This window comes from Luteolibacter luteus (genome assembly GCF_012913485.1).
In the GTDB taxonomy this organism is placed as follows: Bacteria; Verrucomicrobiota; Verrucomicrobiia; order Verrucomicrobiales; family Akkermansiaceae; genus Haloferula; species Haloferula lutea.
The window spans coordinates 2,680,462-2,704,044 of the sequence record NZ_CP051774.1 but is presented as its reverse complement, the minus strand read 5'-3'; the positions used below and the strand labels follow the sequence as shown (position 1 = coordinate 2,704,044).

The 23,583-nt window shown below is 61.2% G+C and carries 15 protein-coding genes; 7 read left to right on the top strand and 8 right to left on the bottom strand.

What is annotated here, in order from left to right; translation table 11 throughout:
• The first annotated feature begins 78 nt into the window (after window positions 1-78).
• The 4 genes from lepA (at window position 79) to HHL09_RS11340 (ending at window position 7,990) form a co-directional block, all read left to right on the top strand.
• On the top strand, window positions 79-1,878 hold the full coding sequence (gene lepA, locus HHL09_RS11355; RefSeq protein ID WP_169454757.1) for a translation elongation factor 4: 1,800 nt from the start codon (window positions 79-81) through the stop codon (window positions 1,876-1,878).
• Between the two features lie 439 nt (window positions 1,879-2,317).
• Window positions 2,318-6,154, top strand: a complete 3,837-nt coding sequence (locus HHL09_RS11350; RefSeq protein WP_169454756.1) for a beta propeller repeat protein — start codon at window positions 2,318-2,320, stop codon at window positions 6,152-6,154.
• Window positions 6,155-6,240: 86 nt separating this feature from the next.
• Window positions 6,241-6,831: a TetR/AcrR family transcriptional regulator gene (locus HHL09_RS11345; protein WP_169454755.1), complete on the top strand. Its 591-nt coding sequence runs from the start codon at window positions 6,241-6,243 to the stop codon at window positions 6,829-6,831.
• A 70-nt stretch (window positions 6,832-6,901) separates the two neighbouring features.
• Complete coding sequence (locus HHL09_RS11340) at window positions 6,902-7,990, top strand: class I SAM-dependent methyltransferase (protein WP_169454754.1); 1,089 nt, start codon at window positions 6,902-6,904, stop codon at window positions 7,988-7,990.
• Window positions 7,991-8,057: 67 nt separating this feature from the next.
• Here the strand turns inward: HHL09_RS11340 and HHL09_RS11335 are convergent, their stop codons facing one another.
• The 5 genes from HHL09_RS11335 to HHL09_RS11315 form a co-directional block, all read right to left on the bottom strand.
• Complete coding sequence (locus tag HHL09_RS11335) at window positions 8,058-9,230, bottom strand: Sb-PDE family phosphodiesterase (RefSeq protein WP_169454753.1); 1,173 nt, start codon at window positions 9,228-9,230, stop codon at window positions 8,058-8,060.
• 121 nt (window positions 9,231-9,351) lie between these two features.
• Window positions 9,352-9,816: a hypothetical protein gene (locus HHL09_RS11330; protein WP_169454752.1), complete on the bottom strand. Its 465-nt coding sequence runs from the start codon at window positions 9,814-9,816 to the stop codon at window positions 9,352-9,354.
• Window positions 9,813-10,901, bottom strand: a complete 1,089-nt coding sequence (locus HHL09_RS11325) for a class I SAM-dependent methyltransferase (protein ID WP_169454751.1) — start codon at window positions 10,899-10,901, stop codon at window positions 9,813-9,815. Before HHL09_RS11325 ends, HHL09_RS11330 begins: the two co-directional genes overlap by 4 nt.
• Before the next feature lie 85 nt (window positions 10,902-10,986).
• Window positions 10,987-12,948: a LuxR C-terminal-related transcriptional regulator gene (locus HHL09_RS11320; protein ID WP_169454750.1), complete on the bottom strand. Its 1,962-nt coding sequence runs from the start codon at window positions 12,946-12,948 to the stop codon at window positions 10,987-10,989.
• Window positions 12,949-13,005: 57 nt separating this feature from the next.
• Window positions 13,006-15,657, bottom strand: a complete 2,652-nt coding sequence (locus tag HHL09_RS11315; protein WP_169454749.1) for a glycosyl hydrolase family 95 catalytic domain-containing protein — start codon at window positions 15,655-15,657, stop codon at window positions 13,006-13,008.
• A gap of 97 nt (window positions 15,658-15,754) precedes the next feature.
• Here HHL09_RS11315 and HHL09_RS11310 point away from each other — a divergent pair, with 97 nt between their 5' ends.
• Window positions 15,755-16,993, top strand: a complete 1,239-nt coding sequence (locus tag HHL09_RS11310) for a HupE/UreJ family protein (RefSeq protein WP_169454748.1) — start codon at window positions 15,755-15,757, stop codon at window positions 16,991-16,993.
• Here the strand turns inward: HHL09_RS11310 and HHL09_RS11305 are convergent.
• The gene (locus HHL09_RS11305) at window positions 16,885-18,153 is read right to left on the bottom strand and encodes an SHD1 domain-containing protein (protein ID WP_169454747.1); all 1,269 of its coding nucleotides are present in this window, start codon (window positions 18,151-18,153) and stop codon (window positions 16,885-16,887) included. The genes HHL09_RS11310 and HHL09_RS11305 overlap by 109 nt on opposite strands.
• Window positions 18,154-18,442: 289 nt before the next feature.
• On the opposite strand from HHL09_RS11305, the gene rlmN reads away from it, so the two are divergent.
• The gene (gene rlmN / locus HHL09_RS11300) at window positions 18,443-19,528 is read left to right on the top strand and encodes a dual-specificity RNA methyltransferase RlmN (protein ID WP_169457732.1); all 1,086 of its coding nucleotides are present in this window, start codon (window positions 18,443-18,445) and stop codon (window positions 19,526-19,528) included.
• Window positions 19,529-19,555: 27 nt separating this feature from the next.
• On the top strand, window positions 19,556-21,514 hold the full coding sequence (locus tag HHL09_RS11295) for a ferritin-like domain-containing protein (RefSeq protein WP_169454746.1): 1,959 nt from the start codon (window positions 19,556-19,558) through the stop codon (window positions 21,512-21,514).
• A gap of 301 nt (window positions 21,515-21,815) precedes the next feature.
• Here the strand turns inward: HHL09_RS11295 and HHL09_RS11290 are convergent, their stop codons facing one another.
• Complete coding sequence (locus HHL09_RS11290) at window positions 21,816-22,523, bottom strand: pseudouridine synthase (RefSeq protein WP_169454745.1); 708 nt, start codon at window positions 22,521-22,523, stop codon at window positions 21,816-21,818.
• Window positions 22,524-22,535: 12 nt separating this feature from the next.
• Complete coding sequence (locus HHL09_RS11285; protein ID WP_169454744.1) at window positions 22,536-23,567, bottom strand: class I SAM-dependent methyltransferase; 1,032 nt, start codon at window positions 23,565-23,567, stop codon at window positions 22,536-22,538.
• Window positions 23,568-23,583: the final 16 nt, after the last annotated feature.

The window sequence follows — 23,583 nt, the reverse complement described above, 5'->3', positions numbered from 1 at the left end:
TTCCCGCACTTTCTTTTTCCGTGATTTCCGCGTATTTGGTGCTTTCCTCCGCGCGCCCGAGTCTCGTCCCCAGCAGCTATGCCTACTTCCCTGACCCGCAATTTCTCGATCATCGCCCACATCGACCACGGGAAGACCACGCTCTCCGACCGCCTCCTGGAGGCGACGCAGACCATCAGCCAGCGTGAAAAGCAGGACCAGCTCCTCGACGCCATGGATCTGGAGCGCGAGAAGGGCATCACCATCAAGGCCCACCCGGTGGCCATGGAATACAAGGCGAAGGACGGGAAGACGTACAAGCTGAACCTGCTCGATACGCCGGGACACGTCGATTTCTCCTATGAGGTCGCCCGCTCGCTGGCCGCCTGTGAGGGTGCGATCCTGATGATCGATGCCGCCCAAGGGGTGGAGGCCCAGACCGTGGCAAACCTGCATCTGGCCTTGGAGCAGAACCTCACGATCATTCCTGTTCTCAACAAGATCGACCTCCCGGCCGCGGATGTGGAGAAGTGCCGCAAGCAGCTGGAAGACATCCTCGCGATTCCTGGTGAAGATGCGATCCCCGCATCCGCCAAGCAGGGCATCGGGATCGAGGAGATCCTGGAAGCTGTCGTCCAACGCGTGCCCGCTCCGGTGGAGAATCCGGACAAGCTGCTGCGCGCCTCCGTTTTCGATTCCATCTACGACACCTACCGCGGTGTGGTCTCGTACGTCCGCGTCTTCTCCGGCAGCGTGAAGAAGGGCCAGCGCGTGAAGCTGATGGCCACCAACAAGACCTACGAGGTCAAGGAAGTGGGCGTCTTCACCCCGAAGATGACCGCCCGCGACAAGCTGGTGGCCGGTGATGTGGGCTACGTCATCGCGAACATGAAGTCCGCGGATGAGGCGAAGATCGGTGACACGCTCACCGATAACACCCACCCTTGCCCCGAGCCGCTTCCCGGCTACAAGGAGATCCAGCCGATGGTCTTCTCCGGCATCTACCCGATCGACACCTCCGACTACGAGGCGCTGAAGACGGCGATGGGCAAGCTGCAGATCAACGACGCGGCCTTCACCTACATGTCGGAAAGCTCGACCGCGCTTGGCTTCGGCTTCCGCTGCGGCTTCCTCGGCCTGCTCCACATGGAAATCATCCAGGAGCGCTTGCGCCGTGAGTTCAACATGGACGTGATCTCCACCTACCCGTCCGTGATCTATCAGGTCACCAAGACCAATGGTGAGGAACTCATCGTCGACAATCCCTCTTTCTTCCCGGACCAGCAGACCATCCAGGAAGTCCGCGAGCCGCTGGTGAAGGTTTTCGTTATGATCCCCGGCGAATACATCGGCGATATCATGTCGCTGGTGATGGAAAAGCGCGGGGAGGTCGAACACACCGAGACCATCGACGACACGCGCGTGATGCTCACCTGCCTCCTGCCGCTCGCCGAGATCCTCGTCGATTTCAACGACCGCCTGAAGTCCTGCACCCGTGGCTACGGCTCGATGGACTACGAGCACGCCGGCTACCGCGCCGCGAACATGGTGAAGATGGAAATGATGATCGCCGGCGAGCCGATCGAGGCTTTCGCCACCATCGTGCACCGCGAGAAGGCGGAAGGCTACGGCCGCGCCCTCGCCGCACGCTTGAAGGACGTCATCCCGAACCAGCTCTTCGTCGTCGCTATCCAAGCCTGCATCGGCGGTAAGATCATCGCCCGCGAAAGCATTTCCGCCATGCGCAAGGACGTGACCGCCAAGTGCTACGGCGGTGACATCTCCCGTAAGCGCAAACTGCTCGAGAAGCAGAAGGAAGGTAAGAAAAAGATGAAGGCGATCGGCAAGGTGAACATCCCTCAGGATGCCTTCATCAAGGTGCTGAAGAGCGGGGATTGAGCGGAGACCCCGCAAGCTCGGAGCACGGACGACTTTCCGGGTGGCCTTGGACCGGCCTATCCTTGGAAGGGTGCTGTCGTCAGCATCCCCCGATGCTTTCCATGTGCAGATCGATCCCATTGCCGGGGGATGCTTCAACTGCCATGTGGAGACCCGGGGAGAGGACCTTGTTGAATTCTCTCCTTTTAACAGGCGGAACAGGCGCGAATTCCAAAGGTCCCCGCGAAGGATCAGTGGGTGGCATCCCCGGTCGGTTGATGAAATTTTCGTGAAGGCGCTCCTTCCGTGCCACGCCTCTCTCTTCGCCAAGGATTTAGCGCTGCGCCCGCCAAATGGGTTGGAAGCGGATTCCTCTCGTCGGAAGTCGCTCTCTTCTCTCATACATAACTCAATTGAGCCCGGTCGTGCTCGATCACTCCCACAACACTGGTCCGGTTTTATGATGAAGGTATGGATGGCAATTGTTTCGATCTGTCTGGCACTCGCCCTTGGATCGAAGGCGGATGAGGTCGGGACGTCATGGCATCGGGTGGACGGTGGAGCAGCGGATCGCTTTGCGGAAATCTGCTGGGATGGTCCGGTGGCGGTGGCCGTGGGTTCTCGGGGACTTATCGGGACTTCAACCGATGGGAAATCCTGGGCCACCCGTTTTCTGGGAGTGCAGGCGAACCTCACGGACGTTGCTTGGAGCGGGAGCCATTATCTCGTCGTCGGTTCGGGTGGAGTCATCCTTCGTTCAACGGACGGCACGGTGTGGCAGCGCATCGAGGCCCCGGCGTCGCAAAACTATCAGGGGGTGACCTGGAGCGGGAGCCAGTTCATGGCTCTGGACAATTACTACTACATCTCCACCTCGCCGGATGGGCTTGTGTGGAATCGTACGCAGGTCGCGGTCGAAACTCCTTGCTACGGGATCGATAACTTCGATGGCACGACCTATCTCCGGAACAATTGGGGAATCACGCGCTCTTCGGACCTCGTGGAGTGGACCCAAGTCCTGAGCCTTTCCAACAACAACCTTCCCGCGGGGATCCGGAAGCTGAATGGAAGATTGTTCAGCGTGGGTCCGCGGCAATTTCCCCGGACATCCGTGGATGGCATCACTTGGACCTCGCCGACCATGACGGGGCCATCCTTCGTCTCGCAGGAACTCGCGGACATCGCATGGAACGGGAGCCACTATCTCGCGGTGGGCCGGAGTGGCTGGAACTTCGTCTGGCGTTCCGAGGACGGCATCGCTTGGACGGCGGAAAAGTCCGTGATGGCTAGCTCCACCTATGTGAGGTGGATCAATGGCGAGTTCGTCGCCGGTGACGACGCACGGCAGGTACAAACTTCTCCCGACGGCAGGGAGTGGACGAAAAAGGGCGAGCACACCCAGGGCAATGCGGTGGTGTGGACGGGCAGCCGCTACATCATGGTCGGGAACTACGGGTACATTGCCGTTTCTGCGGACTTCGAGACGTGGACGACGCGGGCTTCCGGGATCCATACCCATCTCCAGAGCGTGGTTTGGACCGGCTCTTTCGCCCTCGCGGCGGGTGCGGACGGCGTGGTTTTGAAATCCGATGATGGCTTGGTGTGGACCAAGGTTCCGGGAGACACCTTTGCCGGCTTGGTTCGCCTTGCTTGGACCGGAACACAGGTCTTCGCCTTCAGCAGCAACGGCACGGATACTTCGACTGACGGAGTATCCTGGAACCGGATCTCCACCTTGAACCGCGGGTTTTACGACGTGAAGCGACTTCGGGACAAGTTCATCGCGATCGGTTACATGGGTGCCTTGGAGAGTTCTCCCGATGGCATTGCATGGACGTCTGGAACCAGCGGCACCAGCGGTCCGCTCTATGCCGCCGCGGCATCGGATAGCGAGTTCATGGTGGGCGGGCAGGGCGGGATCCTGCTGGCCTCTCCGGATGGTATCGAATGGACGCCAAGGGCTGTGCCCAGTCCGGGGATTACCGTGAGTTCGCTAGAATATCGGTTTGGAAAATGGTTCCTCGCTACGACCAACGGGCTCTATCAGTCGGCCGATGGCATCGCTTGGACTGGGGTGCCAAGCATCCAAGGGGTCTCGATCCTGTCGGATCAGCTGAAGCTGGTATGGACGGGAAGCAAGCTCGTATGCACCGGCTTGGAGGCATGGACCAGCGATGGGATTCACTGGGAGCAGAGTGGTTTGCGCCGTGCTGCTCCTGATTTCAAAGCTGTCTCGAAGGGTCCCGGGGGCTATGTGGCCGTCGGCACCAAGGGGGCGATCTGGCATTCCCCGGATGGCTATGCTTGGCAAGCGGTGACGAGCCCCACGGCAAGCGATCTCGATGTCGTGGCTGCTGGCGCCGGCTGCTGGGTGGCCGCGGGAAGCGGTGGCGTGATCCTTTCTTCGCCGGACGGCATGCAATGGTCGCTCCGGAACAGCGGCACCACCAAGAACCTCACCGATATCGCGTGGAACGGCCAACGCTTCGCGGCGACCGGAGAGGGTGGAACCGTGCTCACTTCGGTCGATGGCTCAAGCTGGTTTGCGCAGCCGAGCGGCTTCGCCACCTCGTTTCTGAATGTGGAAGCCGCAGGGGCCGCCTTCAAGGCATTCGGCGGGGCCGGTGTCCTGTGCGGATCCCCGGATGGACTTGCTTGGACCACCTCGGTACCGGATTGGATTTCCGATGTCGTCTGGAACGGGACCTCCTATGTTGCCGTGGCCCAAGGGTCGGGAAACTCGGCTTGGTCTTATGTCTCCAGCCCCGATGCGCTGCAGTGGTCCCGCTACCCGATCGGCCTGACCTCCTATCTCACGGGCATCTGTTGGACCGGCACACTGCATGTCGCCTGTGGCACCGGCGGAACGATCGTCACCTCCCCGGACGGGGTCAACTGGACCCCGCGGGACAGCGGTACCGCCCAATGGATCCAAGCGGTCATCTGGAATGGGTCACAGTTGGTGGCCGTCGGCAAGGCTGGGACGTTGCTCTACTCTCCCGACGGGATCACATGGAATAAAGGTGCCACCAGTGGCAGCAACCCGGACTTTGAAGATGTGGCATGGGCGGGTGGCCGCTACATGGCGGTGGGATACGGTGGGGGGAGCGCCACTTCCACCGATGGCATCACCTGGCAGTCCAGCTACGGGATCTTCGGGACAAGCCGGACGGTGGAGTGGGTTGGCACCCGCTTCCTCGCGGGAGGTGAAGGGCTTTTCTCAACTACCGGGCTGCCGCAGTGGACGATGGCGACGACGACGGGTCTCCCGGCAGCTGTTTATGACTTGGAGCCGGGCGGGAGCCTCCTCTTAGCCGCTACCACAGGCGGGGTCTATCGTCTTCAGGAAACCACCGCTGGCCGGTGGAATACGATTACCAAGGTCTATCCTTCTCCTTGGCTTGATAACCTGACCCATAATGGCTCCGAGTTCGTCGGCGTCGGATCCTCCGGCACCATCGTGCTATCGCGTGACGGCAGCTCTTGGCAGACGGTGCGCGGCGGACGGGAGGCAGCCTACGCTGCCACGGCATGGGGTGGAGGCCGCTTTGTGGGTGTAGGAAGCAATCGCATTGAGAGTTCGGCTGACGGGGCTCTTTGGAATCCCGCAGTGTCTCCGCTCGGCAGCGCCAACTTCACCCTGACGGATGTGGGCTGGACGGGATCCCGCTTCGTGGCTGTCGGGCCTTCGGCGATGATGCTCCGCTCCAACGGGGATGGGAGCGCTTGGACCAGCATCGGCAACAATGCCAAGATCCCCTTGGATATGACCGGGATCGCTGGCGACGATAGCCTGCTTGTGGTTGTGGGCACGGGGGGAATGATCGCGGTCTCGGATGGATCCGGTGAAGCGGTGAGCGATTATCAAATGTGGATTGCAGGGCAAGGTGTTGCCTTTGGCAGCGCAGCTCCCTTGCAGGACGCGAATGCCGATGGGATCGACAACTTGTTGGCCTACGTCCATGGCATCCCTGCGATTGGCCCCGTGAGTTCCACTCAGAGGGCGGCTCTCCCATCTGTTTCCTTTGATGCCGAAACCGGAAAGCCAGTGCTCACCTTCGAACTTCGTGAATCCTACAGGCCGGGTATGATCTATCAGGTTGAGGTGTCCCGGGATCTGAAGTCCGGCACTTGGCAAAGCCTGCAACGCTTTGCAGCGGGCTGGGCGGACAGCCCGGGGTTCGCACAGGTTACCCAGTCTGCCTTGCCCGGGGGCGGCCTTCGGATCGAGATCTCGAACTTTCCGGACATCGGAACCACGGGTTGTTTCTTCCGGCTGCGGGCGACGCTTCCCTAGCTGGATCGGATCCCGAACCCTTTTGGATCCGGGAAGTGGAAAATTTCCACTGGACCATACCGACTGGTTGGTATAGCTATTTCGTTGTGTCCGAGAGCGAGTCCAAGGAGCGTCTGCTAGCTGCCGCGAAAGCGCTGGTGCTGGCGAACGGATATTCGGGCACGACGGTTGATTCCATCTGCGCAAAGGCTGGCCTGACCAAGGGTAGCTTCTACCACTTCTTCAAGTCGAAGGAGGAGCTGGGGATCGCCACCCTCGAGTGGTCGATGCTGAAAAGCGGCGCGATCCTTGAGGAAGGGCCGCACCTGAAAGTGACGGACCCCGTCGAGCGCTCCTTTGCCTTCCTTGAGCATGTGGAGAATTGCTCCGAGCAGCTCTGGGCCAGCGGCTGCATCCTCGCCAGCTTCGCCGTCGAGCTGGCGGACACGAACGAGAAGATGCGCGAGATCGTCTCGGGCATGTTCACCCAAGTGATGGATTACTTTGCCGAACGTTTCGAACCCATCGTGGAGGCATGGCCAGAACTCCCCCCCGCCAAGGACCTCTCGAACGAATATCTCTCCCTCCTCGAAGGCTCGATCATCTTTGCGAAAGCCTTCCGCGATCCCTCCCGGATCGCCTCCGCGCTCCGCGCGTTCCGTCAGAACCTGCTGCGCCTCACCGCGGCGGCAGTCTGACATTTTTTTGCCCAACTGCTATACCGACTAGTCGGTATCCCACCCGAGTTGTTGAACCCCAAGTAAAAACATGAACTCGACCCTCGAACCCCAAGAAAGGCGCACTGCAATCCGTCCCGACCTCCTCGAAGCCTTTGCGGGCAAAATGATGGTGGAAATGGGTGCGGCCGTGAGCGGAGCCCTGACCATTCTCGGCGACCGTCTCGGCATTTACGAAGCTCTCGCCAAGGCCGGACCGACCAGCTCCGAAGGTCTTGCAAAGGCTGCCGGTCTGGACGAGCGCTACCTGCGCGAATGGCTTCATGCCCAAGCAGCCTCCGGCTACATCGATTGTGATCCCGACAAGGGGCTGTTCTGGATGAATCCGGAGCAGATCGCCGTCTTCGCCGATCCCGAGAGCACGCTTCTGATGAGCGCGGGCTTTTACAGCATCTCCGCTGTCTATCATGACGTCCCCCTGCTTGAGGCCGCCTTCAGGAGTGGCAAGGGCGTCGCATGGGCGGAGCATCATAGCTGCCTCTTCTGCGGCACGGAGCGCTTCTTCCGCGCGGGCTATCGGGAGAATCTGGTGCCCTCGTGGATCCCATCCCTTGATGGCGTGGAAGCCAAGCTGATCGCCGGTGCCAAGGTGGCCGATGTCGGTTGTGGCCACGGTGCCTCCACCGTGTTAATGGCGAAGGCCTATCCGAAGTCGCACTTCATTGGCTTCGATCTCCATGAGGAGTCGATCAAGGTCGCCCGTGAGCGCGCGGCGGAAGAAGGCGTGGCCAACATTGAGTTCCAAGTCGGCACGGCGAAGGCTTTCCCCGGCAAGGACTACGACCTGGTGACCGTCTTCGATGCGCTCCACGACATGGGTGATCCAGTTGGAGCCTCGGTCCATATCCGCGAAAGCCTGAAGCCGGACGGCACCTGGATGATCGTGGAACCGATGGCGGGAGACACCCTTGCGGAGAACCTGAATCCCTTGGGCCGTCTCTACTACAGCTTCTCGACCATGGTCTGCACTCCGGGCTCGCGCAGCCAGGAAGTGGGCCTCGCGCTCGGTGCCCAAGCTGGCGAGAAGCGTCTCCGTGCCGTGGTGGAGGAGGGCGGTTTCACCCGCTTCCGCCGTGCAGCAGCGACTGCTGTGAACCTGATTCTGGAAGCTCGCCCGTAAAATCAAATGGAGCCGCGGCGTTTACACGCTGCGGCTCCATCAACCCGGTCTCAAATAGGAGAGGGCCTTACTTCACCGGCAGCGCGGAAAGCTTTACCGTGAGATTCGTTTCGCTCCGGATGAAGGCGTTCTTCACGTGGTAAGTCGCCTTCTCCGTGGCGGCTTCCATATTCGCGCTGCTCAGCATGCGGGTCGTGCCCGGATGAAGTTCGATGGTGTCCGGCAGTCCGGTCTTCTCTCCGGTTTCCAAAAGGGTGAAGGTCAGATCACTGTCATTCCGGATCTCACGATACGAGACACCCTTCGCATCGGTATGATGCACGGGACCGATGCTGAGCGCGCCTTGGACCAGGCCTTGGAGGAGCTCCTCGGGCCCGGCGAGATATTCGCTGGACCACGCCGCGGTGCGGCCGGCTTCCAGTGCCTCACGGATCGCTGCATTCGTGCGTTCCTTCGCGAATACGAGCGTCATGCTGCGCGTGCGGCCGTTCGCGAAGTCGTAGTCATTGGCGGTCAGGTTGTGGATGTCGGAGGTTCCCATCACTGCGAGCTTGCGATCGATGCACCAGTCGAGGGCCTTGCGATGGAAGCCGAAGCCATTGATGACCTCGAGGCCGTGGAGCTTTCCTTCCTGATGCAGCTTGTCGACGAAGGGAATCCACTCGTAGGAGCCTTCGATCTGCTTCGCCTTCCAGCCTGGATGATTCCAGAAGATAAAGGCCTTCTGTGCGGCGGCAGCATCCAGGGCAGGCGCATCTGCTGCGGCACCCTTGTCAGCCACCAGCTTTGAAGAGTCTTCGAGGAAGAGTGCATTGAAGTGTCCCGGCGGCGTGCCACGGGTGATCTCGCTACCGCGGATCAGCAGGATATTCGATTGGGCCGCAGGATCCTTTGCGATGTCGTGCGCGCGGTTGTGATTGGTGGGAAGATCCTTCGCGTGCGGCTGGTACTCGATATGGTCGGTGATGCAAATGGCGTCCAGACCTTCCTGCCACGCCTCCTGCACCCGGATGTTTGGCCACACCATCCCGTCCGAAAAAACCGTGTGCATGTGAAAGTCACACTTCAGCGTCTTGTATCCCGGCAGATCAGGCACCCGCAGGTTCTTCCGGTGTTGCGGCCGGCGGTTCTCCTTAAGTTCGGTCACTCCATGATCGTGTGCGTTCAGCATGGGCACAGCGGCGAGGGTGAAGATGCAGAGCAGGGGGAGGGCAGTCGCGGAGCGGGATGGAGATGGCATGTTGTGATGTTTGAAGCAGGGTCTAACAAAAATCGCGGGTGCGATTCGCGGGCCCCTCTTACGTGTGGCCTTGGAAGATTTCTCGAAAGTGACGAGCTTGGCACACAGGTGGCCCTCCGACCTAGAAATACTGGCAGTGGTCCGCCTGTAGCGCCCTCTCATTGAGGAACCATCCCGGGTTCACGATGCCATCGGCCTCGGTGACGAGCAGTTCCTCGGTTACGTCAAAGGTCATGGCAGCGAGCTGGCAGCCGTAGAGGCGGACTTTGCCCGTGCTCTTCAGCAGTGAGAGAAAGTCGCGGAGATCGAGTGGATCGCCATCGCGTCTCAAGCGCTCCCGCAGCCATGCCTCCTCGTGGGCATGCCCGGGGCTCATTGCGGCTTTCGCCAGCCCTTCGATAGTGAGGAGACGAACGGCCCATAGGGTAAAGAGCACATCCACCTGTATGCCAGCCATCGCTTGCGTGTAGGCGAAGGTCAGGGGAGTAAGGACGCGGTCATAGGCATCATCGCGAACAACGATGGCGAGCTTGGAAAGCGCCTTGGGCTTCGCAGGCGCGGACGGAAGGGGCAGGGTGGCATTCATGGTTTGACGATGTAATAGTAGTTCTGGATGTCGTGGCTCAGGGTGTGGCGGTCGATGCGGCGGAAGCCGGCATCCTTCAGGAAATCGCGCGTGAGTTGTTCACCCCACATCGCGCCGACGCCGAGCCCGCCTTGGGCGAGGGAAACCGTCATGCAGTGGGTGCAGGACAGGCCGTAGAGCAGGGTTCCGATGGCGTGGTCTTTGTTCTCGGCGACGTTGCTGGAGGCACCAATGTCCTGCATGAGAAAGACACCCCCGGGCTTGAGTGCGCGGCGGATGCCGGCGAGCACATGATCCGGCCGTGCCTGGTCGTGGATCGCATCGAATGCCGTGATGAAGTCGAAGGCGGCGATGGGTGCGGTCTTATGGAAATCCGAGAGATCCCGTACTTCGAATTTTACGTTCACGAGACCAAGCGCTTCCGCTTCCTTGGCCGCCTCACGCGTTGCTTCCACGCTGAGATCGAAGCCGGTAAAGCGGCTTTGCGGGAACTCCGCAGCCATCTTCAGAAGCGCTTTGCCGCGCCCGCAGCCGACATCGAGGACTTCGATGCCATTGTCCAAAGCCATGGTTAGGCCTGGAACCAGGGGCAAGAGATGCTCGAAGAGCGGGTCGACCACCGTTTGCTTGCTGTCGACCGCCATCACTTCGTGGAAGCGGGGAAATTCCGAGTAAGGAACGCCTCCACCCCGGTGGAAGCAGTCGATGACCTTATCTTCGATGAAGCCCATCATGGCGACATATTGGGCTAGGTAAGCGAGGCTCTCCGCGCCATTACCCCCGCCGAGCATTTCAGCCGCGGCGGGAACCAGCGTGAAAACGCTGCCGCTCTCATCGCAGTTCGCAATACCGCCACAGGTCATCGCTCCCAGCCACTCGCGCACATATCGTTCGTTAAGTTTTGCCTCGGCGGCGATCTGCCGACTGGTAGCTGGTCCGGTTTTCCGCATGGCGATGAAGAGTCCCGTACGGTGGCCGATGGAAATCATCACGGCGAGCGCGCCATGATTGAGGATCCGGATGAAGCGGTCTCCGAATTCGTCGAGCGATTCGGGATTCAATTTGGTATCACAAGCGATGCACATGGATTTGCGGGTTGGTGTCCATGCACCCTCGCCGGAAATCCGCCTGCGGAATAGATGTCGGAAGTACGGTATCCCCGCGCGCAAACTACGGTAGCTTGATCCACCCGCGCGCTTGGGCGAGTGCCACGGCTTCCGGTCGCGTGCGACAGTTGAGGCGTTCGAAAATGCGGCTTACGTGCATTTCTACCGTGCGGGTGCTGAGCCCCATGCGATCGCCGATTTCCTTGCTGGTGAGTCCGGTGGCGAGAAAAGAAAGGACCTCGCATTGGCGCGGGGTGAGTCCGGAAGCGGAATCGCCGCAGTCCTCGCCCTTCAGTCTGGCAAGCAGTGGCTTTGTGCCGAGTTTGGTGGCGAGTGCGATCACGCCCTTGTGATCTTCTGCCCGTGGGTGGCGGCTCTCGATCCAGAGTTGTTCCAGAGGAAGCCCGGCTTTGATCTGGAGCGCCGCCGCTTCCCGCAGCGCTTTGTCGCAAGCTTCGTGATCCCCTTCGAGCCTTGCCTGCTCCGCGCCCAGGGCGAGCAAGGTTGCGCGCGCTTCGGGCAGGTCGTTCTTCCTGAGAATCTCGCCGATAATATCGATGCAGTCGGCAAGCTGCACGGCACGGCCGTGATCCGCATAATGGGCGCCGGCAAATAGCAGCCCGGGAATGGAATCGTGGAGATCGTCCGACTCCCGCCACAGGGTGCGGATCTCGTCGTAGATCGCACAAGCCTTGGCGCCTTCTCCCTGGCAATCATGCCAGTAGGCGAGCGCCCAAAGGGTCAGGAATTCCATCCCGACCATGCCTTCCGCCCTCTGGAGGCGTATGGCCTCGTCGAGATGCCTGAAGGCGCTGGCTTTTTCGCCACGGAACGCTGCAATCATTCCCCGGACTCCGCCGGCAATGGCTCTCAATCCGGGATGAAGGTCCGGCTGGCCCAGCACTTCACGCGCGGTATCGAGTGCCTCCTTCCAATCTCCGGTACGGAAGCAGGCATAGGACAAGCAACCCATGCAGACGATTTCCTCGCCGGTCTGTGACTCACGGCAATAGCGGATCGCCACGTTGTGCGAGTGCTTCTCCAGCGAATATTGACCGGCATAGTCCGCGATGTTCGCGCGGCGCTTGTAAGCAAAAGCGACCTGCTCCGGGAGTTGGTGGGTGATGGCGATCTGCATCCCCTCCTCGACGAATCGGGTGGCGTCTCCTGCTTCGCCCGCCATCGCGGCGATCAGGGCCTTCCATCCCAGCATTTCTGACTGTAGTGCGGGGTTCTTCGACTTCAGCGCTGCTTCTTCCACCGCCACGAAAGCCAGCTTGGCCGCAGCCACCCGCACGCGGTTCACCAGCAAATCCACGTGTGCGAGCCCATGCCGAAAGGCTTCCTCCGGGCCGAGTTCGCGTGTGGCCAGCTTGGAGGCTTCCGCGAGCAACTCGCCCGCGCGCACGGGATCAGCAGAAAGTATCGCGAGCTGATGAAGCGCATCAGCCCGCAAATCGTGCTTGCCAGTATCGCGAGCGTGATCGGCCAGTTCTTCCCATGCCTTTCGCGCCTCATCGGTCAGGCGCGCATTGGTGGCGCAGCGGGCCATCTCGCGCAGTACCCGCGCGCGATCATCCGCGGCCTCGTCCCAAGGCCAGATGGCAAGTGCCCGGCTGATGAGACGCAGTGCCTTTTTGTAATCACCGGCATGGCATGATGTTTCACCCGCCTTCATCCATTGGGCGCGGGCGAGATCGAAGCGATGCGCGGCTTCGAAATGTTCTGCCACCACCTCTGCGGCTAGCCGCTGTTGTTTGGCGGCTTCCGCGAGCACGAGGTGGTGATCCCGGGCCCGCGACCACGGGATGGTTCTCACGATCTTCCTCGGCAGGCTTGGATCCGCGAACCTCGCGGATGCGTGCTGAGCAGCCGGAATCAGGATGACCTGGTCAAAAAGGACGGCTACTTCGGGGTCGGAGACGCCCGCCGCCCTGAGCCATGCCAAGGAGAACTCCCTGCCGAGCAATGCTGCCTTTTCAAGCGCGGGGGAGGAAGAAGCATCGGCCTTGGCGCAGCTGCTCATGGGGCTCCATGTCAGCGCGCCTTGCCGTGTAGGGTCAATCCGACTTTGGACCTAGGTTCAGTTCGGAAGTGTGACCTGGTATGCTCCACCCTTGGTGGTTGGCAGGCGGAATACGCCCTCTTTCGCCGTGAGTTCGGCAGATTTTCCATCGTCGCGTGTCAGCTTGATTTTCGCCGGATTGCCTGGGAGGCGGAGAACCAATTCCTTCCCAAGCGCCGATTTCACGCTCGTGGTTGAGAGGGTGCCGTTCTTCCACTCCGCATCCACCTCGAAGCCCCCGCGCGCTCGCAGGCCCTTGAACGAGCCGTTCGGCCAGCCCTTCGGCAGTGTTGGCAGGATCGCGACCTCGCCGGCGTGGGATTGCAGGAGCATCTCGCAGATGCCGCCGGTGATTCCGAGGTTGCCATCGATCTGGAAGGGCGGGTGCGTGGTGAAGAGATTATCGAGGGTGTTGTGTGTGAGCAGGCCGCGGATCATGGCCTGCGCCTTGTCGCCATTGCCCAGTCGTGCCCACAGGGCCGTGCGCCATGCCCAAGTCCAGGAGCGGCGCGAGTCCCCGGAGGTCCCGCGCGTTTCGAGGGAGAGCGCCGCAGCTTTCGCCAGCTCAGGCGTCTTGCTCAGGCTGATCTGGTTTCCCGGATACACCGCGTAGAGATGCGAGGTATGGCGATGGCCGCTCTTCTCAAGATCCGGCCGTTCGCTCGTCCACTCCATGAGTTGGCCCCATGATCCGATCTGTGGGCCGAGCAGCTTCTCGCGAGCCGCAGTGATCTTCTTGGTCAGCGCGTTGTCGATCCTGAGCTCCTTCGCCGCTTCGAGCGTGAAGGTGAAGAGGTCCCACACGATCTGCTGGTCGTGCGCCACGCCGTCTTCGCGCGGGCCGTGTTCCGGAGACCATCCCTTCGGTACCACCAGCTTTCTATCCTTCTCGACTAGATGATCGAGCCAGAATTCGGACACGCCTTCAAAGATGGGCCATGCCTGCTTCTCAAGGAAGGCTTTGTCGCCAGTGAAGGCATAGGACTCCCAAAAGTGCCGCGCCAGCCACGCGGAAGATGGCAGGTTCCACTCCCAGCCGTTCCCGCCGAAGGGGTTCACGGAGGTTCGCATGGTCCAGCCGGGAGTCTTCGCGCCAAAGGCCTTCACCGTGGCCTCGCGGCTTCCCGGAACCGACGCCGTCACCCATTCGTGCAGGGGCTTCGCACACTCGGCCAGATTCGCCGGCTCCGCCTGCCAGTAGTTCATCTGGATATTGATGTTCGTATGGTAATCTGCGAACCAAGCGGGCTTGTTGCTGTCGTTCCAGAGGCCCTGAAGATTGGCGGGCAAGGAATCACGCGAGGATGAGATGAGCATGTAGCGGCCATACTGGAACATCAGCGCTTCCAAGGCCGGGTCTTCAGCGCCTCCCTTGTACGCTTCGAGCCGGGCCTTGGTGTCCTCATCCTTTCCGGTGCCCAGATCGAGTGCCACACGATCCATCAGCGGGGAGAAGTCGGCAAGATGGCGGCTACGAAGGTCATCGTACTTGCGTGCCAGCGCCAGCTTTGCTTTCCCGGCCACGGATTTCACCGGATCGATACCGGAGCGGAACTTCTTCGCCGGATCCATCGCATAGTCGGTCCCCGCGGAGAGCACCAGGGTCAGCACATTCGTGTCCTTGAAGCGCAAGGCTCCCTCCTCCGCCATAATCGTGCCGCCATCGGTGACAGCTGACACTTGAGCCGCATAACGCAGCTTGTTCGAAAGACTATCCGAGAAAGAAAGAAGTCCACCTTCAGAACTCGTGGTCTCGCCATGGGCTCCGGCCAGGCGGATTTTCCCGCCCAGCTTTCCAGTGGAGCGGTAATGAATCACGATCACGTCGTCCGGATGGCTCGCGAAGGTCTCGCGCACAATCTCGGCTCCCCCCGATTTCCAAGAGGCACGGTGAACTCCGGTCGCAAGGTCGAGCACCCGCTGGTAGCCCTCCGGCGCGGCGCTCGTGTTTGCGGTGTCGCCCAAAGCGATCTCCCCGAGTTGGAAATGCGGGACCTTGGTCGGGCTGAAGACGAATCGGTAGTGCGGGTAGGCGATCTTGTTTTTCGAGTCGAAGGCCTTCGACTCGCCGCGCTGTGCCATCGGTGGTTGGTCCTTCATTTCATGAAGGGTCAGCCATGCCTTTCCGTCCATCGATCCCTCGAAGCGCCAGGTTCCGGGATCGCGCTCGGCAACATCCGGACCCGCGGTGAAAGTGTAGCGTGCGATAGCTTCAGGGGCATCGAGATCTGCCTGCCAGACGACCTCCTTTCCTCCATGTTCGACACACCATTTCGTGGCGGCCTTGCCATCGCCCGCGGCGCTCACGCCCTCCGCATCGTAGAAGGGCTTCTGCCCGCTCGGGCTGCTGATCGTGCGTGATGTCGCGGATTGCGGCGCGCCATCGGTCTCGATGAAGAGATCCCCGAAATTCTGATAGCTGCCGAATTCCTCCACGTCATAGCCTCCGGACAGGTTCTCGCCTCCGGTCCACAGGGTGATGTCGTTGAACTGAATCCGCTCTTTCGATGGGTCTCCAAAGATCATCGCCCCGATCCGTCCGTTGCCGACCGGCAGCGCGTCGCTCTCCCATGCCTTGGCGGGTTGCCCGTAGCGAAGTTCGAGAGGAGAAGCTACGGATGCCGTGGCGAGGCATACCGCGAAGCAGGAGGGAAAGAGAACGCGCTTCATCTGTTAAGGTAAGCTCATTTCATTACCTAGCCGGAGAACAAGATCTAGCATGAATATCGGCAAAAATAGCGTTTATTGGTCAATAAAGTGTCCAATAATGTCCATTTTTCGGTGGCCGAGCTTCTGGGTGCTCTGTTCGTTTCTCTTTTGCGTCCAGCCGCTGGCGGCGCATGTGGTGAAGCAACTCTATGGCGAATTTCAGGCCGATCAGGGGTCTTGGAAGCTGGAGATCCTTTTCGATGCGGGGTATGCCGATCCGGCCACCCGGAATGATGTCGCCGCTCCACAGCCGACGCGGGACTGGCTGGTGAAGCTTCCGCGAGAAGAGCAACAGCGTCTCTGCCAAGAGGCCGAGAGATACCTGCAGGAGTCGCTCGGCTTCCGCTCGGAGACGGGTCCTTTGGAATGGAAGATCTCCTTTCCCGATTTCAAAGCCGATCCCGCGAATTTCCCATCGCTCCTCAATGATGGCGCCTACTTCCATGCGCTCGTCGAGCCGGTGGGGAATATCGAAACGGTCAAGGTCTCGATGGCAGGCGGGGATCACCCGGACCTGGTGGTGAAGATGCCTTCTCCTTCCGGAGGCGAATCCACCTACCTTACGGTGCCGCCCGGTGGCGAAGTGGTGCTCTTCACCAAGCCTGTGGAACCATCGGCACCCGTAGTGGTGGAGCAGGGACAGAATCCGATTGCGGTCGCCTTTCACGTCGGGGTGAAGCATGTGATGGGCGGGCTGGATCATCTCCTCTTCGTGCTCGGAATTTTCCTGCTCCAGCGCCGTTGGCAGGCGCTGCTCAAACAATCCCTCGCTTTCACCGCAGCGCACACCATTACACTGGGCCTCGCCGCACTTGGCTGGGTCGAGGTCCCGCGCTGGATCGTGGAGCCGATGATCGCGCTGAGCATCACCGCCCTGGCGGTGGAGAATCTCTTCGTGAAGGAGGCGCGCACCTGGCGCCTCTGGCTGGTCTTCGCCTTCGGGCTGATCCACGGGATGGGCTTCGCCGGGGCTCTTTCAGCGTGGATCCGTCCGGGTGAAGGTTTCCTTCCCACGCTGATCTCCGCGAACCTCGGCGTGGAGGCCGGTCAGCTCCTCGTTCTTTTCCTCGCGTGGAGCCTCACCGTGGGTTGGAGCGAAAGCCGGGCGTGGCCGCACTTTCGCCGCTGGGCCTGTGTGGGGCTGGCGATTGCGGGGCTCGTATGGTTTGCGGAGCGCGTGAAGCTCTATCACTCGTCCGACTCTTCCTCGTCGGTCATGGAACTGGTGCCGTCCCACTCGATTTCCACGCGCTTGCGCTTCCATGCCTTCGAGATGGCGTCCTGCATTTCCTCGTAACTGCGGCCATCGAGCAACACATCGATGGCCTCCTGGCCACTTTTTCCGGCGCGCAGGGCTTGCAGGAATTTCTTGGCGCGGGCGGCGTCGCCATTGCCATCAAGGTGCAGGAAGTAGGTCGTAAGGATCAGGCCGAAGCCGTAGTTGAAGTTTGCGCGCGGCCCCGTGAAGTTGCCGTAGCTCATCAGCATGAAGTCTTTCAGCGCCGGTGCGGAGATCTTCTCGCCGAGCGCGCGGCCGCGGGTGTCATCCTTCCCGTAGCCGGTGGCGTAGGCCACGATGTCGTCGAAGTTCGACTTCACCTTGAAAACCCCGGAGCGGTAGGGAGTGGCGGTGACATACTCTGCCAGGCCTTCGCTGAACCAACCCATCGCGCCGCGGCTGTAGTAGGGTCCGGGAGTGAGCTGGTGAGTGATTTCGTGGACCAGCGTGCCGTTCGCCTTGTCGCGGTCCAGCATGTAGCTGCTGCCCACGGGGCGTACGCCCAGGCTGGTCAGAGGGACCATCACGGTATTGCGGCCCGGCATGTAAACGCCCGCGCTGGTGGGTGGTCCGCCCGCTTCCACGTACTGCTCCTTCGTTTCGAAAAGCAGGATCAGATATTTCCCATCGGTCTTCGATCCGCCGGAAATCGCCAGCGGCAGGGCGCGGCAGTAGTTGTAGCTGGATTCGAACATTACCGCGAAGCCCTTCACCACCGACTGGGAAAGACGGACATTGCAGATGAAGCGGTAGTTCGAGCTTTCGTAGATGAATTTCTTGGTCTCCTTGTCCTCGGTGATCGTCTGGATCTGCGGATCCGCGTCGAATTTCACGGTTTGGGGCCAGGGAGCATTGAAATTGAGCTCGCCGGCGGGTGCTGCCGGACCCGGCTTCGGAGGAAGCTCCTTCTTGGGGGGAACAGGGGCGCCCTTGTCCGGGACCGCCGGAGCTTTCTTGCCGAGGAATTTCAGGTCCTCGGCGGAGAGCTTGGCCAGCGGCAAGCGGAAGATCTCATTGTTCGAATCCAGCTGGAGGATGACTTCCGTGTCGTTCGAGTCCACCAGCGTCGCCTCGATCTGCCGGCCTTGGGTATCCGTCCAAGTGCGTGCCCATGCCGGAGCGCTTAGAATGGCGGCAGCGGCTGCGAGGGTGGTGATAGTACGTGGATAGGGCTTCACGGGAAAGAAGGAGGCGGGTTTAGCCGGAGAAGAGGCGGCGCGATTTAACGGAACTGAAGGCCGGATTTTTCCAAAATTCCACCTCTGTTCAAGCGGAACACTGGGTCCGGATTGTGAACTCTTGATGAAGAAACTATCTCTTTGTTGCTTCAATCCGCTCATCGAAAGTGACGATTCGGACCCAAGTCGGGACGAGTGCGCTTCATTTCCTGACAAAGAACGGTTAGCGTCGCCTCCATAAATGAGACTTGAAGCGGACACGCCGCCCGCCGATGGAGGGGCCGTCCCGATGACTGCCACCGCCTCCAGATCGCTGCATGATCTCTCCCTGCGTGAGATCGAGGCGGAGCTGTCCGCCGGCGGGATCAATGCCCACCACGCGAAGGCGCTGTGGCGTGCGGTGCAGCGGGAAGGGGCGCTTGATCTGGCCTCCCGGGATTTTTCGCCGCCGCTGAAGCGCTGGGTGGAAGCCCACGTGGGCGAGGACAAGTCCTTCTTTCTCGATGCGCCGGTGGTAGTGGACGAGACCCACAGCAGCGATGGTCTGACGCGGAAGTTCCTGCTGCGGCATCGCGATGGCCAGACCACGGAAACAGTGCTGATGGGCTATGATGGCCGCCATACGGCCTGCGTCAGCAGCCAGGCAGGCTGTGCCATGGGCTGTGTCTTCTGCGCCACCGGACAGATGGGCTTTGCCCGCCACCTGCGTCCCGGCGAGATTGTCGCGCAGGTGCTGCATGCCCGCCGGGTGCTGGAAGCTACCCAGCCGGGCCGCCGCTTGCGGAATCTCGTGCTGATGGGCATGGGTGAACCCCTGCATAATTACGACTCGGTCATCCGGGCGCTTGATATCATTTCGAACGTTCGGGGTATCGGGATCGGACCCGCACGGATTTCGATCAGCACGGTGGGTGTGGTTCCCGGGATCATGCGGCTTGCGGAAGAGGGCAGGCCCTATCGTCTTGCGGTAAGCCTGCACGGATCGACGGAGGAGGAGCGCTCCGCGCTCGTTCCCGCGAGCAAGAAGTGGTCGCTCGCGGAGCTCATCGCGGCATGCCGGAAATACGGCGAGATCACGGGAAAGCGGATCTTCTTCGAGTGGACCCTGATCGCCGGGAAGAATGATTCGCCCGATACCGCGCGCCGGCTCGCGGCACTGCTCGAGGGAATCGATGGGCACGTGAATCTGATCCCGCTCAATCCGACTGGTGGCTTCTCCGGAACTCCGGCGGGCGAGGCGGCGGGATATGAATTCCAGCGCATCTTGCTGGATGCCGGTTTCCCCTGCACCTTCCGCCAGCGCCGCGGGATTGATGTGGCTGCGGGCTGCGGGCAGTTGAAGGCGGAGAAGATCAAGGCCTCGGCCCGTCTTTGAAGAGTCGCATTGCTGCCTGAACTCTCCATGGTCGAAGGCATGCAGATGCGCGAAGCCGCCGAACGCATCCTCTTCGCGGAGACGCTGGAGGAAAAGCTGCGGCTTGCTCCGAAGGCGATCTCGGATGATGCGCCTGGCGCTGCGATCGCAACGCCGGAAAGGCCGGGCAGGCCCAAAGAGCTGCGCATCCATGCGAAAGGCGTACGTGTCGATTTTCCCGGGATCCATCGCCTCGATGACGACCGGGAGCGCGGGGTGATGCTTCATTTCCTGGCGAACCACGAGCTTCTTGCCGCCGAGCTGATGGCGCTGGTGTTGCTCAAGTTCCCGGATGCACCGAAGGAATATCGCGCCGGAGTCTATGAGGCGATGCGCGAGGAGCAGATGCACACGCTGATGTACGTGCGGCGCATGCGGGAATGCGGCATCGAATTCGGCGAGCTGCCGGTGAACGATTACTTCTGGCGGATCATCGCGCCGATGGAGACGCCGATGGACTTTGTCACGCGGCTGAATCTCACCTTCGAGCAAGCGAACCTGGATTTCTCGAAACACTATGCCTCGCTCTTCCGTCAGGCGGGTGACAACTCCACCGCGGCGGTGCTGGAGAAGATCTATCAGGATGAGATCGGCCATGTCGGCCATGGCGTGAAGTGGTTCCGGCGCTGGAAGGAGCAGGGAGGTAGCGATTGGGAGTCGTATCGCAAGATGCTCTCCTTTCCGCTGAGTCCGGCGCGGGCGAAAGGGCTGGCTCCCTTCAATGCGGAGGGCAGGAGGCTGGCGGGGATCGACGAAGATTTCATCCGGCACCTGGAGATCTGCGACCAATCGCGGGGACGCACGCCGGTGGTGAATTGGTTCAATCCGAATGCCGAGTCGCACGCGATGTCGGGGCGCTATCAGCCGACCAAGAATGAGCTCTCGCTGGAGCAGGATCTGGAGATGCTGGTGACCGGCTGGTGCCGCAAGGATGACGTGGCGATCTTGCGCAAGCCCCCATCGCGCGAGCATCTCGCGGAGCTCAAGCGTGCTGGCTTTGATCTCCCGGAGCTCGTGACCATAGCGGACCTCCGCGAGCGCAAGCTTGGTGGCCTGAGGCCGTGGGCGTGGTCGCCGGATGCGAGTGCCCTGCTGAAGGAATTTGCGGGACAGATGTCGCCGCGTGTGCCGTGGCATTGGCGGGAGGCTTCGCCCGCGGAGTGGTTCTCGAAAGTCATCGGGATCCGGCTGGAAGAGTTGCTTGGCCTGGGCGAAGAGAGTGGAACGATTTGCCGGACGGTGGATGAGGCGCTTGCGGCGGTGGAGCGCTGCTTGGAATCGGGACAGGCTCTGGCGAAGGCGGCCTTCTCGCATGCCGGGCGCGGGCACAAGCGGATCAACTCCGAGAGTCCGGAGGAGCCGACGCGGAATTGGTTGAAGAACACCATCGCGGCGCATGGGTCCGTGATCATCGAGCCATGGTTGGAGCGCGTGACGGATTTCTCCGCGCTCTATGAGATGGGCGCGAAGGGAGAGGTGGAATTGATCGGGCTGACCGTGATGGATAATGATGCCGCAGGCCGTTTTCAGGGCAGCCGTGTCTCGCCGAAATGGGCCAGCATGCTTGATCCGGAGGTCGCGGCATTCCTGCACCGCGAGGCGAAGGTGATGAAGTGGTATCAGGAGAAGATCCCGGCGGCGCTTGCGAAGCTGTTGCCGGGATATGTGGGGCCACTGGGAGTGGATGCGATGGTCCATCGCCTGCGGGACGGGTCACTGGCCTTGAAGCATGTCGTGGAGCTGAATGTCCGGATGACGATGGGCAGGGTGGCCTTGGAACTTTTGAAGAAATCCGCGCCGAACCGGATGGGACGATTGAAGATCCTGCGGAAGGATCGGGCGGGGGATGTTTCCTCGCTTGGTGGCGGAACGCTGCAGGGAGGGGCGGTGATTTTGAATGATCCGGGACAGGCCAGCGAGTTTCTGGCGGTGTGGGAGGTGATGTGATTTTCGAGCCTGTTTCACCTGTTATAACTGGAAAAATAACAGGCGGGAGAGGGCGGACATCGAACATCGAACTCCCCACATTGAGCATCGAAGTGAGGGAATCCGGGCGGAGTGGAAGGGCGGGTCGAAAGCATGTCGCCGGGAAATTTGGCGCATGCGGGGATGGGTTTCTACTGCCGGGTCGGCTAGAATGGAGAGGGAATCACGTAGCGGCCGTGGCTATCCAGGGTTGCGCGTTGCGCGCTTACCTTGGGCTATCTCCCTGTCGCCCTATTGGGGCTTTGGAAGCGAAGTGCGAAGCTTAGCTCTTCTTCCCCGCGAGCTCGATCTCCTCCGGGGTGAGGACTTTCCATTCTCCTTCGGCGAGATCTTCCGGCAGAGCGAGACCTCCGACTTTCACGCGCTTTAGGGCGACGACGTGATTTCCGGCGGCGGCGAACATGCGGCGGACCTGATGGTAGCGGCCTTCTTCAAGGGTGATGAAGGCTTCCTTCTCGCCAATGACTTCCAGCTTGGCTGGCAACAAGGGCTTGTCCTCGCCGCGGAGGATGAGTTCGCCGCTCGCGAAGAGGGCTTCCTCATGGCCCTCGATCACGCGGTCGAGGGTCACGCGATAGATCTTCGGGACATGGTGTTTCGGGCTGATGAGGCGGTGCAGCAGTTTGCCGTCATCGGTCATCAGCAGCAAGCCCGTGGTATCCTTGTCGAGGCGTCCGACCGGACTCAGGATGGGGTTCCGCAGGGCATAGCGTACGGGCAGCAAATCGTAGATCGTATCGCCCGGATCGTCCGTGCTGCAGGTGTAGCCGTCGGGCTTGTGGAACATCAGCGTGAGCGGCGCGGGAAGGTCCAGCGGTTCTCCCTTGAAGAGGATCTGGTCGTGCGGCGGGAAGTCGCGTTCGCCGAGCACCTTGCCATGGATGTCCGTGACCTCGCCGCGGCGCAGATGGCGGTCGATCTGGCTGCGGGAGCCGTAGCCGAGATTGGCGAGCAGTTTGACGAGCTTCATGGGAACGATGGATTAGCGAAAGGTAACGGGCGTCGAAGTGCCGAGACGCTTCTCGGCGAAGAGCAGCTTGTAGGTCTGGTCCTCCACCGGCTTCTTCCAGACGAGGCCCAGGGAGTCGAGTTCCGCTTCATAAGGAAGCTGGCGATTTGCCACGAGGTAAAGCCGACCGCCGGTGCGCAATGATTCGGCTGCCACGCGCAAGAAAGCACGGCCCAAGGAGATGTCGGTGAGCTGGCCACTGTGGAAGGGGGGATTCATCACGATCACTTCGTACTTCCCGGGAAGCCCCGCAGCGACATCCGCCCAATGGAATTCCAACGGTGTTTCGGAGGCGGTGAGGTTCTTCTCTGCACATGCGAGCGCCCGTGCATCCGCCTCGAAGAGATGCAGCGCCTTCAGCTTCGGGTTTTTTTCAAGCAAAGCCTGCGAGAGGTAGCCCCAGCCTGCGCCCAGATCGGCAGCGGTGCCTTTCAAGTTGGACGGCAGATGTTCGGCGAGCAGAGCGGAGCCGGGGTCCACGTGGTCGGCGCTGAAGATCCCCGCTTCCACGGTGAATCCCGTACTTTCCAGCACGCGGGGCTCCCCCAAGGCCCGCCACCCGGCCAGCAGGGACTGGTCCCAATCCGCCGACTTGGTGGCGTAGAAGGCACGACACTTGTTCTTGGAGATCGAAGCGATTTCCCCGGCCACTTCGGCCAGTTCCTTCTCGAAGCGGGAGGCGCCGCCTGTATTCGGGAGGGCCACCACGAGTACGCCATCGTCTTCCAGCAGGTCGTAGGCCTTTGCGAAGGAAGCGAAGGTCTCGTCCTTTGATTTCCCCGGCAACAGGAGGACGAGTGGCCAAGTGCCGGAGGGTTCGTCGATCAAGGGGAGGCCAGCCTTCCGCCATGCCTCCGCCAGCGGGAAGAGCGGCTGCCAGCCACTCAGCGCGGGCCATGCCTTCAGATCCGGATGCGGCTCTGCCCCGAGGAAGAGCGTTCGCGAGGGAATCGAGAGATCCCCGCGGGAGAAGGGCAGTAGCAGCGTTTCGAGGGCGGGGTTCACGGCGCGGAAGATGCAC

What these genes read in the sequence shown, in the direction of transcription:
- HHL09_RS11330 (WP_169454752.1), bottom strand. Translation starts at nt 9,816, where the DNA reads ATGAATGCCACCCTGCCCCTTCCGTCCGCGCCTGCGAAGCCCAAGGCG.
- HHL09_RS11315 (WP_169454749.1), bottom strand. Translation starts at nt 15,657, where the DNA reads ATGAAGCGCGTTCTCTTTCCCTCCTGCTTCGCGGTATGCCTCGCCACG.
- HHL09_RS11335 (WP_169454753.1), bottom strand. Translation starts at nt 9,230, where the DNA reads ATGCCATCTCCATCCCGCTCCGCGACTGCCCTCCCCCTGCTCTGCATC.
- HHL09_RS11340 (WP_169454754.1), top strand. Translation starts at nt 6,902, where the DNA reads ATGAACTCGACCCTCGAACCCCAAGAAAGGCGCACTGCAATCCGTCCC.
- HHL09_RS11310 (WP_169454748.1), top strand. Translation starts at nt 15,755, where the DNA reads ATGTCCATTTTTCGGTGGCCGAGCTTCTGGGTGCTCTGTTCGTTTCTC.
- HHL09_RS11290 (WP_169454745.1), bottom strand. Translation starts at nt 22,523, where the DNA reads ATGAAGCTCGTCAAACTGCTCGCCAATCTCGGCTACGGCTCCCGCAGC.
- rlmN (WP_169457732.1), top strand. Translation starts at nt 18,443, where the DNA reads ATGACTGCCACCGCCTCCAGATCGCTGCATGATCTCTCCCTGCGTGAG.
- HHL09_RS11320 (WP_169454750.1), bottom strand. Translation starts at nt 12,948, where the DNA reads ATGAGCAGCTGCGCCAAGGCCGATGCTTCTTCCTCCCCCGCGCTTGAA.
- HHL09_RS11325 (WP_169454751.1), bottom strand. Translation starts at nt 10,901, where the DNA reads ATGTGCATCGCTTGTGATACCAAATTGAATCCCGAATCGCTCGACGAA.
- HHL09_RS11350 (WP_169454756.1), top strand. Translation starts at nt 2,318, where the DNA reads ATGATGAAGGTATGGATGGCAATTGTTTCGATCTGTCTGGCACTCGCC.
- lepA (WP_169454757.1), top strand. Translation starts at nt 79, where the DNA reads ATGCCTACTTCCCTGACCCGCAATTTCTCGATCATCGCCCACATCGAC.
- HHL09_RS11295 (WP_169454746.1), top strand. Translation starts at nt 19,556, where the DNA reads ATGGTCGAAGGCATGCAGATGCGCGAAGCCGCCGAACGCATCCTCTTC.